Genomic DNA, 14,367 nt, shown 5'->3' on the forward strand with positions numbered 1-14,367 from the left:
GAGGAGTCCGGGGGAAATGTCCAAGAACATCCTGCACATGCTGACGCCGCTCAAGCATATGAGCCCGTTCGACGTGAACATGGCGGCGGATGCCGGCTTCGACGTGATCGCCACCTACACGTCGGTCACCCCCGAGGAGGTGCGCGGCCTGGTCCAGGACGCGATCTTCTCGCGCTCGCCGGCCGATGCGGTGCGCCAGGGCGTCTTCTTTGCCGGCAAGAACGCGATCGCAGCGCTCGACATGATGAAGACGGCCGAGGACAGCCTCGTGCCGCCCTTCCTGATCAACCTGATGGCCGACCCGGCCGGCTCCTTCACCACCGCCGCCGGCATGGTCGCCTGTGCGGCGAAGCTCCTGGAAACCCGGTTCCAGACCAGCTTCAAGGACAAGACCGTGGTCATCTACGGCGGCACCGGCGTGGTCGCCTTCTCGGCCGCCGTGATCGCCGCCGGCGAAGGTGCCCGGGTCAAGCTGGTCGGCTATGACGGCACCAAGCGAGTCGGCGCCATCGCGGCCGACATGAAGGCCCGCTTCGGCGTCGACGTGGAACCGGCCGACGGCTCCTCGCCGGAGAAGAATGCCGACCTGGCGCTCGACGCCGAGGTGCTGTTCGCGGCCGGCCCGGCCGGCGTGCAGATCCTGAATGCCGACCAGGTCGCCGCGGCCAAGAAGCTGCTCGTCGCCGGCGACGTCAATGCCGTGCCGCCGCCCGGCATCCACGGCATCGACGTATTCGCCAACGGCGAGCCGCTCGGCATCGGCGACGGCGTCGGGCTCGGCGCGCTGGCCATCGGCAACGTCAAGTATCAGGCGCAGAATCGGCTGTTCCGGCGGATGATCACCACCAGCGAACCGCTGGTGCTGGATTTCCGTCATGCCTATGCCGAGGCCCGTGCCTTCATCGGCTGACGGGACCGTGGACGCCGACGCCATTCGGGCGGCGGCCGATCCGGCCGCCCGGCCGGCCGGCGGCCACGGCCAATGCGTGCTCGTGGCCGCGCAATCGGGCCGCGCCCTTGCAACCGCCGCGCGGCGGGCCGGGTTCGTGCCGCTGGTCGCCGATCTGTTCGCCGACAGCGACACCCGCGCGCTCTGTTCCGCCGCGATCGCCGTCGAGGGCGCCCTGGCGACCGGCTTCCGGCGCGACGGTCTGGTCGCCGCGCTCGACCGGCTCGCCGCCGATGCCCCCTCCCCGCCGATCGGCCTGGTGCTCGGCTCCGGCTTCGAGGACCGGCCGCGGCTGATCGAGCGGCTGGCGGCGCGCTACGGCCTCCTCGGCACGCCGGGTCCGGGCGTGCGCGCGGCGAAAGATCCGCATGGCCTCGCCGCGGCTTGCCGCCAGGAAGGCATTCCCCACCCGCCGATCGCGCGCGCCGTGCCGGAGGCGGGCGAGTGGCTGGTCAAGCGCATCGGCGGCTCGGGCGGCGCCCATGTCCGGCGCGCGCGCCGGTCCGGCGCCTTGCCGCCCGGCCACTATGCGCAGGCCTTCGTGCCCGGCCGCTCGGTCTCGCTCGGCTTCCTGTCGGACGGGGTCGACATCCGCCCGATCGGCTTTGCCGAACAATGGAGTGCGCCGACGCCGGCGCGGCCGTGGCGCTTTGGCGGCATGGCCGGCCCGATCCGGCTGGCCGGGACGGTCGAAGCCGGCATGATCGCCGCCGCGCGCCGGCTCGCGCGCCGCTTCGGGTTGCGCGGCCTCGCCAGTCTCGACGCCGTGCTGGACGGCGAGGACTGGTCGCTGGTCGAAATCAATCCGCGCCCGGGGGCTTCGCTCGATGTGCTCGATTGCGGCGAAGTGCCGCTGCTGGCCGCGCATATTGCAGCATGCCGCGGCTATTTGCCTGAAAGGAAAGTCGTTTCCACTATGGTCCGAGGGATCGGGATCGTCTATGCGACGAAGCCGATTGCTGCGGTGCTCGCTGCCGCGTGGCCCGCTTGGGTGTTCGATAGGCCGGAACCGGGCGGTTCGATCGGGGCGGGAGATCCGATCGCGACCGTGACGGCGGAAGCGCCGGACCTCGCGAGGGTCCTGACCGAGATCGAGCGGCGCGCGGCATGGCTCCGCAGGGAATGCGGCACGACGTAGGGGGAAGAGGTCGATGGCGGAAACGGGGACCAAGCCGAGCGTGAACCGGTCGGCGGCGCCGCTCGTGGCGGCGATGGCGGCAGAGGCGGACAATCTGCGCATCGCCGTCCTGACCGGACCGCTCGGGTGCCGCCTGATCGATGCCGGAGCCACCCGGCGCGGCGGCATCGAGGCCGGGCGGCGGCTGACGGAAATCTGCATGGGCGGGCTCGGCCAGGTCGCGATCGTGCCGGCACCGACCACGCCACGCTGGCCCTTCGCGATCCGCGTCGGCGCCACCGACCCGGTCGTCTCCTGCCTGGGCAGTCAGTATGCCGGCTGGAGCCTCGCCGACGACGGCTGGTTCGCGCTCGGCTCCGGTCCGGCCCGCGCGCTCTACGCCAAGGAGGACATCTTCGCCGATATCGCCTATGCGGACCGGGCGGAGACCGGCGCGCTGGTGCTGGAGACCGACACCGCCCCGACCGAGGCGGTCGTCCGCATGGTCGCCGACGGCACCGGGCTCGATCCGACAGCGCTGACCTTCCTCTACGCCCCGACCCAGAGCCTGGCCGGCTCGACCCAGGTGGTCGGCCGCGTGCTCGAGGTCGCGCTGCACAAGGTGCATGCCCTGCACTTTCCGATGGAGCGCATCGTCGACGGCATCGGCATCGCCCCGCTGGCGCCGCCCTCGCCCGATTTCGTCACCGCCATGGGCCGCACCAACGACGCGATCATCTATGGCGGGACCGTGCATCTGTTCGTCGAGGGACCCGATGACGACGCCCGCGATCTCGCGCATCGTCTGCCGAGTTCGACCTCGCGCGACTACGGCGCCCCGTTCGGCGAGGTTTTCCGCCGCTTCGGTGGTGATTTCTATGCCATCGACGGCATGCTGTTCTCGCCCGCCGAGGTGATCGTGACGGCGGTCGAATCGGGCAACAGCCACCGCGCCGGGGCGGTCGCGCCGGGTCTCGTCGACGCCTCGTTCGGTTGACGGGGACGAGAGGGTGCCGGGCTTTTCCGACACGATCGTGGTCTTCGCCGACGGCCGCGACAGCCATGTGCGCGGGCTGGTCGCCGGCTTCACGGCAGCCGGGCGCGACAGCCTGATCGTGCCCCTGGAGCGCGTGACGATCGCGACCGGCGGCGCCGGCGACCCGGTGCGCATCCCGGGCCTCGACGGGCGCCTGCCGCGCGCCGCCTTCGTGCGCACCATCTCGGCCGGCAGTTTCGAAGCCGTGACGGTGCGGCTCGGCATTCTGCATGCCCTGGTCGCCGCCGGCTGCACGGTCTGGAACCGGCCGAGGGCGATCGAGGCCTGCGTCGACAAGTCGATGACCAGCCTCCTGGTCGCGCGCGCCGGCCTGCCGACCCCGGAGACCTGGGTGACCGAGAGCCGCGAGACGGCCACCGCCATCCTGGCGGAGGCGGGCGGGCCGGTGGTGCTGAAGCCGCTGTTCGGCGCGCAGGGCAAGGGGCTGGCGCTGGTGCGCGAGGCCGCCGACTTGCCGCCGCCGGAGGCGGTCGCTGGCCTCTACTATCTGCAGCGCTTCGTCGGTCCGGCCGTGGGCGGCTTCCGCGACCATCGCGTGCTGGTCTCCGGCGGGCGGGTCATCGCCGCCATGCGACGGCATGGCGAGACCTGGATCACCAATGTCCACCAGGGCGGCCGGCCGGAGGCCTGGGCGGCGGATAAGGCGGCGGCGGACCTGGCCCTGGCGGCGGCGCAGGCCGTCGGCGCCGATCTCGCCGGGGTCGACCTGATCGAGGACGGCGCGGGCGGCTACATGGTGCTGGAGGTCAATTCGATGCCGGCCTGGACCGGCCTGCAAAGCGTGACGGCGATCGACATCGCCGGGCGCATCGCCGCCGACCTGATGGCGGCCGCCTTCGACACGGCGTCGCAGCCATGACGGCAGGCGCGCCCGGCCCGTCCGCCCTGGCGGCGGCCTTCGAGCAGGCCTGCCTGTTGGAACTGCAGGCGCTGAAGCCCGGCAACGTCCATATCCATGCGCCCGGCCATCGCATGACGGTCGCGGATTTCGAACTGAGCGCCGCCGTCGCCGCGCCGCTGGTGGCGCGACCGGGGGCGCGGGTCGGCCGTCGGGTGCGCGAGGCGGTCGAGGCCACCATGGCGGCGGTCGGGCAGAATACCAATCTCGGCATCCTGCTGCTGGCCGCCCCGATCCTGGCCGCGGCGGAGCGTGGCGGCGATCTGCGGGCGGACCTCGGCGCAATCCTGGCCGAACTCGATCGCCAGGACGCGGAAGACGTGTTCGCGGCCATCCGCCGGGCCAATCCGGGCGGTCTCGGCCGGGTCCCGGAGCACGACGTGACCGGGCCGGCCGGCGACCTTCTCGTCGCGATGGCCGCCGCGGCCGACCGGGACACGATCGCGCGGCAATATGCGACCGGATTCGCGGATCTGTGGACGATCGGCCTGCCGGCGCTTGCCGCGGCGATCCGTCGCTCCCCGTTCGGGCCCGACGCGGTCACGGACGTCTATCTCGCCTGGCTCGCCGCTCGCCCGGATAGCCACATCCTTCGAAAATTCGGCGTCGAGATCGCCGAGGACGTGCAAAGAACCGCGGAAAGACTGATCGGATCTACCGTAAGGGCAGGCGGGCCGGCGGCGCTGATGGAATGGGACACGGCCTGGAAGCAGCGCGGCATAAACCCCGGAACCAGTGCGGATTTGACGGTTGCGACGATTTTGCCGCACCTCATCCGGCGGTTTCCGTGAAGTCGCGTAGGCCGCCTCTCTTGCCGCCCGGCGGCGGCCGGATTAGGCTCCGCTCCGTCTGGGAAATGTCCGTCCTATCTGGCGAACCGGCTCGCGCTTCGGATCGTGCCGAATGCCGGGTGCTGCTGCAAGGATAGACCGGGGGTCCGCGGTGCAGGGATCGCCCTGCCGTGGAATTTCTTTGTGTACCGGGAGGTTTACTGATGGCGAAAATCAACAAGGTCATGGTCGGCGAAGCTCTCGTCGGCGACGGCAACGAGATCGCTCACATCGATCTGCTGGTCGGCCCGCGCAACAGCGCCGCCGAGGCGGCGTTCTGCAACAGCCTGACCAACAACAAGGACGGCTTCACGTCGCTGCTCGCGGTCATCGCGCCGAACCTGCCCTGCAAGCCGAACACGCTGATGTTCAACAAGGTCACCATCAAGGGCGCCAAGCAGGCCGTCCAGATGTTCGGACCGGCTCAGTATGCGGTCGCCAAGGCCGTGCAGGATTGCGTCGCTGACGGCACCATTCCGGCCGACGAAGCCGACGACGTCTACGTGCTGGTCGGCGTGTTCATCCACTGGGAAGCCGAGGACGACGCGAAGATCCAGTCGTTCAACTACGAAGCCACCAAGCTCGCTCTGAAGCGCGCCGTGGCCGGCGAACCCAAGGCGGCCGAAGTCACCGCCAAGCGTGATTCTGTGAAGCACCCCTTCGGCGCTTAGATAGGAAACCACCCTGGGCAGCCGGAAACCCCGGCGATGCCGCGGGGTCTGCTCCAGCGGTTGGTTGCCAAATTCTTCGGCAAATAGGCCCGAAGAGCGAAACGGGGACGGCGAACGCGCCGTCCCCGTTTTCGTTTCCGCATCGCAGCGAAGAAATCCGATCCGCGCCGGCATTCAGGCAATGCCTTGCCCCCAAACGTCTTTCAAACGCAATCATTGCACAGCCCAAGCCTGACATGAACGTCACGAAAGCCGCCCAAAGAGCGGTCCATTCATGCTTAATTCAATCGCTCGACAAACGGCCGCTTCGCCCATTACGCTCGCAGGATCGTGAAGAGTGGCGAGGCTCTCCGGATGACCAGACGTCTGACGTGGTATGGAACGCTCGGATACACGCTTCTGGCCTTTGCCGGAGCCACACCGGCCCTCTCCTCCCCGGTGACCGGGCCGGATGCGACGGTGGTGGTTGGCCGCGATACGCGCAGCAGCGCGTTGCCGCCGGGCGAAGTCGGCAAATCGGCCTTCGCAGGGTCCTGGGGCGCCACCGGCACCATCGAATGCGGCGGCATGCGCTCGACCGGACAATTGACCGGGCGCGGCGATCTGGTGACCACCGCCGCCCATGCGCTCTATGACGAGAACGGCCAGTCCCGCGCCGCATCGGGCGCCTGCCGCTTCATCATCGCCGTCGGCGGCACCACCCGCTCCATCGATCTGGAACCGGACCCGACGCGCTGCGGCTCGACACGGCCTTACGGCATGGCCGGTCACCATGATTGGGCGGTCGGTCGCCTGGCCGAACCGGTCACGGGGATCCGCCCCTATCGCCTTGGCATGCCGCCGAGCCCCGGACAGGGAATCGTGGTGGTCTCCTACAGCCCCGAACGGGGCCGGACCGTGGATCATTGCCAGGTCCGCGAGGTGGTCGAGAAGAGCGACGGCGGACCGCGCGAGATCCGGACCGATTGCACCGGGCGCGGCGGATTGTCCGGTGCCGCCTATCTGACCACGGGACCGGATCCGGCCATCGTCGGCATCCATGTCGGCTATCGTTCCGCGACGCCCGGCAGCGCCGCCCCCTATTCGTCGAGCCACTACACCTTCGGCACCACGGCCGAACGGCGCTTCAAGGCCGCCGTGGCCGACTGACCGGACGGCGGCCGGCCTCAGCCGTCGCCCAGCAGAGCCGCGCGCGGCGAAGCGATGTCGCCATAAAAAAAGTCCCGATCCGCATCCGGCCTTTCGAGGACCGCCTGCGGATCGGGACTTTGCCTGAACCCATCTTGCGTTCCGAACGGTTCGTCGTCCGGCCCGTCTGCATCGTCTTGCCGATCCCACATGATCGGGCGGCGATCGAGGTCGGGGACGGCGCATCGCGCCGTCCCGGACGACCTGACCGGATCAGTTCTTGTTCTGGTCCTGAGCCTGGCGCTGCTCGAACTGCTGCAGGCGCTCACGGTCGGCCTGGCTGAGGCCGGTCACCGGCGTCGCCTGGCGGCCTTCATAGACCGTCGCGGCGCGGGCCGCCGGCGCGGTCGGAACCACGTCGTAGACACCCGAGCGGGTATAGGCATCGTCCGGCTCGGCCGAGGCGGCGCCGATGGCGGTGGCCGAAAGGAGGAACGCGAGAGCGGCGGTCTTGGTGAGGATGGACATCGAAAGTCTCCGTTTGCTTGCTGCGTCCTTGCAGCATGAGAGCTCATGTAATGAGTTCGACATCCAGAAAAACCCCTCGATCGTTTGACGGTACTGTCTCGAATCCTGAACATTGACGGTTGCGTGATAACAAGATGACGCCTGTATCATCACTTCGTGATCGCACTTGAAATCGCTTCCATGGTCCATGAAAACATATTCACAAGTTCGCAAAGAGAAAATCAACGCGCAAACGGAAACGGCGTCGCATCCGGTTGGTTCGGATGCGACGCCTCATGAGAAACAGAGATGGATCCCGGTCGGCCGCCGGCCGGGTCAACAGCGGCGGCCGATCGGGATGGATTGGGTGGCGAGGCCGCCTCGGATCGGAACGGGGGCGCCGATAGGCTCGGCTGGCGGGTCAAACCAACGATCCAAGGCGCCAGCGCCCGATCCGATCAGAGCGGTCCGCTCCGATCGGATTGGCCTTGGCAAACCATAACGGGCGGTACGGCGGGTTGTTGACGACGCGCGACACGCTCACTTGGGACAGGGGCAAGCAAGATGACGCGTCGGACGTCGCCGGACTCCGACAGGGATCGCCGCGCTCAGTTCTTGTTCACGTCCTGCATTTCGCGCTGCTCGAACCACTGCAGGTTGGTCTGGCCAGCCGCATTGGAGGCGGCCGGAGCCAGGATCGGGGTCGCCTGGCGGCCCTCGTAGACGGTGGCGGCGCGCGCCGAGGGAAGCGCCGGGCCGACATCATAGACGCCCGAGCGGGTATAGGCGTCGTCGGGTTCGGCGGAGGCGGCGCCGATGGCGACCGTGGACAGGATCAGGGCGAGGGCACCGGTCTTGGTGATGAGGGACATTTTTCTCTTCCTTTTTGATTGCTGCGTCGTTGCAGCATATAGATACGTGTATTCAGATCGAATCCGTTGACGATAACCCGTTTGCTTGACGATTTATCTCGGTTTTCTGAATAGTGACGACTGTGTTACTATGCCTCGGCATCACTATTTTTACTTCGTGATCGCACTTGAAACAAGAATTCGATGCCCGAATTCGGGTCAAGCGGAAAACGAAATCAATCGATCAAACGAACGCGCCGACGTCTCCGGACGCATGGGATGCGTCGCCGCAAGGGCGACGGCTCGGCGACCGAACCGCAGCCCGGCAGGGGGAGCCGGACCGCCGTCGGCATGATCTGAGGGGCAAGGCGCGCTGGATCAGGGGTCCCGTGCGCCCGCCCGGCGGATCAGTTCTTGTTCACGTCCTGCATTTCGCGCTGCTCGAACCACTGCAGGTTCGTCTGGCCAGCCGCATTGGAGGCGGCCGGAGCCAGGATCGGGGTCGCCTGACGGCCTTCGTAGACCGTCGAAACCGACGCGGCATCGTAGACGCTGCTGCGGGAGGCGGCGTCGTCCGGCTCGGCCGAGGCGGCACCGATGGCGGCAGCGGACAGGATCAGGGCAAAGGCACTCGTCTTGATCATCGACATCTTAGGCTCCTGTGTGAGAGCCGCCGGCTCGGCGGCCCGTCGTAAGCAAGTTCACAACAAGATATTTAATCCACCACCGTCGACCTTCAATACCGATCGCCAATTTCTATGTTGACATGACCGTTACTATATAATCACGACCAGATCATGCGTTTGTGATAGCACTTGAACGTCCCGTTATTTTTGTAAATGAGATTTTCCAGGGAACAATCGCAACATTGCACATTTGTAATCTTTGTCATTTGGCGAGGACGGCCACTGTGCCCGGATTTTGGATCGTCAACACCGGACCAGCCGGGGCAGAGGCGGCCGGATCCGCCCGCCCGCATCCGACCCAGCGGCGCCGGTTCGGATCGACGGAGCGGGTCACGACGGCGGGTGGTCGGAACAGAGGCGCAGCCGACCCCGACCCCGCCCCCCGGTGGTCCGGCGCCCGACAAGAGCCACGGATTCAGGCCAGGGTAGCGAGATCCGCGGCGGTCAGACGACCATCATGCAGGGCGGTCGCCACCAGTGCGCCGGAGACAGCGAGGCCGCGCAGCGCCGCGAGGTCGTCGACACCGCGCACGCCACCGGCAGCCCAGAGCCTGGCGCCGGAGGACCGGCCGCGCGCCGCAGCCAGTTTGGAGAGATCCGGCCCGGCGCCGCTGCCGACCCGCGCCAGGGTCATGACGATGACGTCGTCGGGCCACAGCGCGGCGTCGGTTTCCAGGGACGCCGGTCCGAGAAAGGCGTCGCCGCGATAATCGAGCGAGAGCACCGCCCCGGCCCCGAGCGCGCGGGCGGTGTCGATGCCGGTCTGACTTTCCGAACCGATCACCAGGCGCGCGCGACGGCCGTCGAGCCAATCCCGGCAGGCGGCCGCGTCGGCGAGCCCGTTGTCGACCCAGAATTCGACCTGCGGCAAGGCGGCCGCCAGGGCATCGACGATCGCATCCGAGCGGCCCCGCCCCTCGATGCCGTCGAGGTCGGCCAGATAGAAGCGGCGGAACGGATGGAGCGCGAGCAGTCCGCGTGCCACGTCGAGCGGCGCCGCCGAGGGTGCGAGCGGCGTCTCGATCGGCCGATAGGCATCGCGGTCGCCGTGGCGGGCGCGCACGACCAAACCTTGTTTCAGATCGAGAACGGGAACGACGTCCAAGGCGGCCTCCGGGATTCGCGGCCGCGACCTTGGACGCCGCATGCGGCGCGCGCAAGCACGGCCGCGCGACCTTGGCATGCGCCCGCCAGAGCCTGTCCCGAGCACCCCCGGGTGCGACCGCGGCAGGGCTGGCGTTCGGACCGCAGGCCTGCTTTTCCTCGCACCGACGTGAGACGGGAGACGGACATGCGGCGGATCGGCTGGGACATCGGGGGGGCGCATCTCAAGGCGGCGGTTGCGGAGGACGGCCGGATCGTCGCGGTCGTGCAGGAGCCCTGCGCCCTGTGGCTGGGGCTCGACCGGCTCGACGACGCCTTTGCGGCGATTCTCGACCGGATCGGAACCGGCGGCCGGCATCGGGCCACCATGACGGGAGAACTGGTCGACCTCTTCACCAGCCGGGCCGAGGGCGTCGCCGCCCTGGCGGCGCGCGCCGCACGCCATCTCGGTGCGGACGTGACCATCTATGCCGGCCGGGCCGGACAGGTCGCCGTCGACGGCGCCGCGACGCATGCCAACGACGTGGCCTCCGCCAACTGGCACGCGACCGCAGGGCTGACCGGCGCCGCGCTCGGCGCGGCGCTGCTGATCGACATGGGTTCGACCACCACGGACATCATCCCGGTCCGGGCCGGCGCGGCGGCGGCGCGGGGCTACTCGGACGCCGAGCGGCTGGCATCGGGAGAACTCGTCTATACCGGCGTGGTGCGGACGCCGCTGATGGCGCTGGCCGCCGACATCCCCTTCGCCGGCCGTCGGCTCGGCGTGATGGCCGAGCACTTCGCCACCACCGCCGACATCTGGCGCCTGCTCGGCCGCCTGCCGCAAGACGCCGACCAGCATGGCACGGCGGACGGGCGCGGCAAGTCGGTCGTCGAGAGCCGGCTGCGGCTGTCCCGGATGGTCGGGGTCGATGTCGCGGAGGCGAGCGAGACGGCCTGGCGCGATCTCGCCGCCGCCTTCGCGGAGGCCCAGATCCGGCGTGTCCACGATGCCGCCGCCACGGTCCTGTCCGGTGCCGGACTGCCGGACGAGGCGCCGGTCGTCGCCTGCGGGGTCGGCGCCTTCGCGATCGAGGAGGTCGCCCGCCGGCTCGTCCGGCCCTGCCGGCCGCTCGCGGGCCTGATCCCAGCCGCGGATCCCGCGCTCGCCATGGCGGCGGCAGCCTGCGCGCCCGCCGCAGCCATGGCGCTGTCCTGAGCTATTCGGGCCGCGCCTCGGACGATGCCGACGCCGGATGGCGGAACAGCAGGCGCTGGTAGAGAAGCCCGATGCCGATCAGGATCGCCCCGAGCGCGATGAAGGACAGGGCCCGCCAGATGCCGGTCAGGGCCGACATGTCGTAAAGGAAGACCTTCAGCACGGTCAGCGTAACGATCAGCGAGGAGGCCAGCCGGGCCGGCTGCGAGGCCGCCAGCAGGCCGCCGATGAGGAGCGCGACGCCGAAGCCGAGCCAGACCGCCGAATAGGTCCAGAGCTCCGCGTCGCCGGTCGGGCCGTGCCAGAGATCCGGCCCCTGGTAGACGCGGCGGACCATCAGGCTCATCCAGGTGAAGACGAGCACGACGCCGAGGGTCCTGAGGCTCATGATCAGTTGCGGCGGTCGCACGCCCTCGGAGAGCTTCGCGGCGACCAGCGCGGCCGCCGCCGGCAGCAGATAGCCGAGCATCAGGGTGGAGAAGACGAGCTGGATGACCGGTTCGCCGGTCAGCATCGGGTTTTCCAGCACCAGCGCGCCGAGCCCGGCGGCCGCGACGCCGGCGCCGGTGAAGATCACCCCGGCGGCATCGTAGACCCGCGAGCCGAGCCGGGCGGCGACCCGGGCGAGGCCGGCGCTCATCAGGAAGGCCATGGTGGCGGAGAGGCCGACCTCGCCGAGATTCGATCCCGGCGCGAAGACATCGCCGTCATGCGCCAGATGGCGGATCTGGAAGAGCACGAGCAGGCCGGCGAAGACGACCGCGAGCGCCTCCAGGATGCGCTGCCAGACGTCGTCGCCGTCGCGTCCGCCCGCCAGGCGACCCGCCCGGCCGAAAGTCCAGGCCGCATAGGCGAAGCCGGCGGCCGGGATGCCGTAGCCGTAGAGCAGCCAGTTGAGGATCGGGCGGGTGCCGAGATCGTCGCCGACGATGCGCGGATCCCAGAACACCCGGGCCAGCACGGCGAGGCCGGCGATGGCGGCGAGCGGGCGCAGCGTCGGGATCGGCCGGGCGCCGTGGACATGGGCGAGCGCCGGCACCATCAGGGCGAGCGCCACGGTCAGCGCGCCGCGTTCGAGCCCGATGGCGAGGCCGGCGCCGAGCGCCGCGATGCTGCCGACCGCATAGGCGGCGACGGCGCGCGCGGGCAGGTCCGGCCGCTCCTGGCGGACCAGCAGCGCGGTCGCCGCCGCGAAGGCCGCCGCCAGGGCGAGGCCGCCGCCGGCGAAGGCGGCGCTCGATTCCCAGCCGGCGGTGCGCAGCCAGGCGACGACCAGGATCAGCACCGGGCCGATCACGCCGGCGAGCGCGAACCAGCCGGCGGTGCGGTCGGCATCGGGCGTCGCTCGGCGCGCGCCGAGGAGGCCGAAGCCGCCGGTCAGCGCGCCGGCGAGGCCCGCCACGGTGAGGAAATCGACGACCACGCGCGGCCGCAGGGCGACGAGCCCGTCCGCCCCATAGGCGAAGGTGTCCGCCCAGAAGGCCGGATTGACCTCGACCTTCCAGGCCAGCACCGAGATGACGGCGAGCAGGCTGGCGGCGAGCGTCGCCGGGGCGACCGCCCCGACCCCCCAGGCGAGCGCGAAGTGCCCGACCACCACGATGCTGGCGAGCAGACGGCTGCCGGTGCCTTGCAGGTCCTGCAGGGTGCCGACGAAGGCCAGTGCGGCGATGACCGACAGCGCCAGCACGGCGAAGCGGTCGGTCGGCCGGTCCTCGGGCTGCCGGGACCAGCCATGCAGCGAGACGACCAGGATGGCGGCGGTCAGGCCGTAGAGCCCGGCCACATAGGCCAGGAGCCAGCCGGTCTCGGGGCTCGGTCGGCCGATCTCGACCAGGATGGGGAAGAACCAGGCCGCGGCGAGTGCGAAGGCGCCGCCGGCGACCCAGCGCCAGAGCCGCAGCCGCGCCAGTCCGAAGGACGAGGCGGTGACGATGAGGAGATAGGAGATCAGCGCCGGGACGTTCGGATCCTTGCTTTCGACCAGGAGCGGCGTCGCATAGGCGCCGAGCAGGCCGAGCGCTGCCAGCCAGGGCCCGTGCAGCAGGGCGAGCGCCAGGGTGGCGAGGCCGACGAGGCCAAGACCGAGGAAGGCGGTAGCCGGTCCGATGAAGCCATAGAGCGCATGCGCGCCATAGACGGTCGCGAAGGCGCCGATCGTGCCGGCCGCCGTCAGGGCGCCGGGGATGTGGGCGACCGGGATCTCGCCGATCGGGCGGGTGATCTCGTTGCGGCGCAGATATTCGCCGGCAGCGAGCAGGGCTGCCGAGAACAGCGCCGCGAAGGCGATGCGCGCGGCCGGGCCGAAGAAGCCCTGTTCGATCGAATACTTGACCATGAAGACCGCGCCGAGCGCGAGCGCCAGCCCGCCGATCCAGACGGTCCAGCGGGTGCCGAGGGTCTCCTCCAGGCTGCGCGGCGGCGGGGCGGGCGTCGGAGGGGGCGGCGGGACCGCGTCGGCAGGGCGCGCGTCCGTGACAGGAGATGCACTGGGGAGCGGGCTTTCCACCTCTGCGGCGGCGGCTTCGGCCGGGCCGGTCGGGGTGGAGTCCGCAGGGCCGGCTTCCGCAGCCGTGCGGACCGCGCGGAGCGCCGCGGCCTCGTCCTCGGCGGCCTCCTGGGTCTCGCGGAACCGGCCGATGACGGCGCCCCGCTCATCCAGCATGTAGTCGCCGGGCGACATGTCCCCAGCCGACACGTCCGAAGAGACCGCGGCGGCGGCCGATCCGGCTTCCGGTACGGTCCCGGGGCCAGACGGCACCATCCCGCGGGCCTCAAGCGCGCTCAGGCGCCGCTCGACCCGGTCGATGCGGCGGGCGACATCCTCCAGGGCAAGTTCCAGCCCGCGGCGGTTCGCCGTCAGGTCGTTGAGGCGTCGGCGCGCACCGAGACTGAGAAAGAAGCCGATGACCCCGGCCGCTGGAATCGAGAGCCCGAGCAGGATGCCGAGGATTGCCAGACCGTCCATGGTCGATCATCCCTAAAATGAACATTGTTCATAATAGCAGTCACGCTGTCGTCCTTCAAGAGTGTTGCGGCCCGTCGGCAGCCGCTTGCGGTTCGGCATTGATCGTCGGTTGCCTACTGCAGACATCCAACCGAGTGAAAAAACCAAGATCGCCCCCGGACACGTATCGGCCATCGGCGATGAGCAGCCGGATTGGCAACGTACAGACTCGCGGTTCGCAGCTAAAATTAGCCTATGATTGTACTTTTATTGAAACAGCACTCTCGCAACGAAGCAGGCCAAACCTAAATCCACTGCATGGAATAAAAGAACTATGGGCATAATGCGCCGAACAATTTCGTTCTGCTGCGTACGCGGTGTCGTATTGCCAGCGATCATAGGCGCGCTCAACAATTGCCCT

13 protein-coding genes are annotated in these 14,367 nt (G+C 69.4%); 8 read left to right on the forward strand and 5 right to left on the reverse strand.

What is annotated here, in order from left to right; genetic code table 11:
- Positions 1–16 precede the first annotated feature (16 nt).
- The 7 genes from KL771_RS20735 to KL771_RS20765 all read left to right on the forward strand — a co-directional run bounded on the left by KL771_RS20735 (position 17) and on the right by KL771_RS20765 (position 6,671).
- Positions 17–910, forward strand: coding sequence for an NAD(P)-dependent methylenetetrahydromethanopterin dehydrogenase (locus KL771_RS20735; RefSeq protein WP_261970423.1), 894 nt, complete (start codon positions 17–19; stop codon positions 908–910).
- A gap of 7 nt (positions 911–917) precedes the next feature.
- Positions 918–2,087 carry an ATP-grasp domain-containing protein gene (locus KL771_RS20740; RefSeq protein ID WP_261970424.1) on the forward strand — a complete coding sequence of 390 codons (1,170 nt, stop codon included), beginning with the start codon at positions 918–920 and terminating at the stop codon, positions 2,085–2,087.
- Positions 2,088–2,100: 13 nt separating this feature from the next.
- Complete coding sequence (gene mch / locus KL771_RS20745) at positions 2,101–3,063, forward strand: methenyltetrahydromethanopterin cyclohydrolase (protein ID WP_261970425.1); 963 nt, start codon at positions 2,101–2,103, stop codon at positions 3,061–3,063.
- 13 nt (positions 3,064–3,076) lie between these two features.
- On the forward strand, positions 3,077–3,982 hold the full coding sequence (locus tag KL771_RS20750; protein ID WP_261970426.1) for an ATP-grasp domain-containing protein: 906 nt from the start codon (positions 3,077–3,079) through the stop codon (positions 3,980–3,982).
- Complete coding sequence (locus tag KL771_RS20755) at positions 3,979–4,812, forward strand: triphosphoribosyl-dephospho-CoA synthase (RefSeq protein WP_261970427.1); 834 nt, start codon at positions 3,979–3,981, stop codon at positions 4,810–4,812. Before KL771_RS20750 ends, KL771_RS20755 begins: the two co-directional genes overlap by 4 nt.
- Before the next feature lie 203 nt (positions 4,813–5,015).
- Entirely contained in the window at positions 5,016–5,522 is a 507-nt protein-coding gene (gene fae, locus KL771_RS20760) for a formaldehyde-activating enzyme (protein WP_054358524.1), read from the forward strand.
- A gap of 354 nt (positions 5,523–5,876) precedes the next feature.
- Positions 5,877–6,671, forward strand: coding sequence for a trypsin-like peptidase domain-containing protein (locus KL771_RS20765; protein WP_261970428.1), 795 nt, complete (start codon positions 5,877–5,879; stop codon positions 6,669–6,671).
- Between the two features lie 252 nt (positions 6,672–6,923).
- Here KL771_RS20765 and KL771_RS20770 read toward each other — a convergent pair whose 3' ends face one another.
- The 4 genes from KL771_RS20770 to KL771_RS20785 all read right to left on the reverse strand — a co-directional run bounded on the left by KL771_RS20770 (position 6,924) and on the right by KL771_RS20785 (position 9,799).
- Positions 6,924–7,178 carry a hypothetical protein gene (locus KL771_RS20770; RefSeq protein WP_261970429.1) on the reverse strand — a complete coding sequence of 85 codons (255 nt, stop codon included), beginning with the start codon at positions 7,176–7,178 and terminating at the stop codon, positions 6,924–6,926.
- 587 nt (positions 7,179–7,765) lie between these two features.
- Positions 7,766–8,029, reverse strand: a complete 264-nt coding sequence (locus tag KL771_RS20775; RefSeq protein WP_261970430.1) for a hypothetical protein — start codon at positions 8,027–8,029, stop codon at positions 7,766–7,768.
- Positions 8,030–8,415: 386 nt separating this feature from the next.
- The gene (locus KL771_RS20780; protein ID WP_261970431.1) at positions 8,416–8,658 is read right to left on the reverse strand and encodes a hypothetical protein; all 243 of its coding nucleotides are present in this window, start codon (positions 8,656–8,658) and stop codon (positions 8,416–8,418) included.
- Positions 8,659–9,109: 451 nt separating this feature from the next.
- Entirely contained in the window at positions 9,110–9,799 is a 690-nt protein-coding gene (locus KL771_RS20785; RefSeq protein WP_261970432.1) for a HisA/HisF-related TIM barrel protein, read from the reverse strand.
- 186 nt (positions 9,800–9,985) lie between these two features.
- On the opposite strand from KL771_RS20785, the gene KL771_RS20790 reads away from it, so the two are divergent.
- Positions 9,986–10,999: a hydantoinase/oxoprolinase family protein gene (locus tag KL771_RS20790; protein ID WP_261970433.1), complete on the forward strand. Its 1,014-nt coding sequence runs from the start codon at positions 9,986–9,988 to the stop codon at positions 10,997–10,999.
- 1 nt (position 11,000) lies between these two features.
- On the opposite strand, the gene KL771_RS20795 is transcribed toward KL771_RS20790, so the two are convergent.
- Complete coding sequence (locus KL771_RS20795) at positions 11,001–13,967, reverse strand: DUF2339 domain-containing protein (RefSeq protein ID WP_261970434.1); 2,967 nt, start codon at positions 13,965–13,967, stop codon at positions 11,001–11,003.
- Between the last annotated feature and the right edge of the window lie 400 nt (positions 13,968–14,367).

The sequence above is a fragment of the Prosthecodimorpha staleyi genome (assembly GCF_018729455.1).
GTDB lineage: Bacteria > Pseudomonadota > Alphaproteobacteria > Rhizobiales > Ancalomicrobiaceae > Prosthecodimorpha > Prosthecodimorpha staleyi.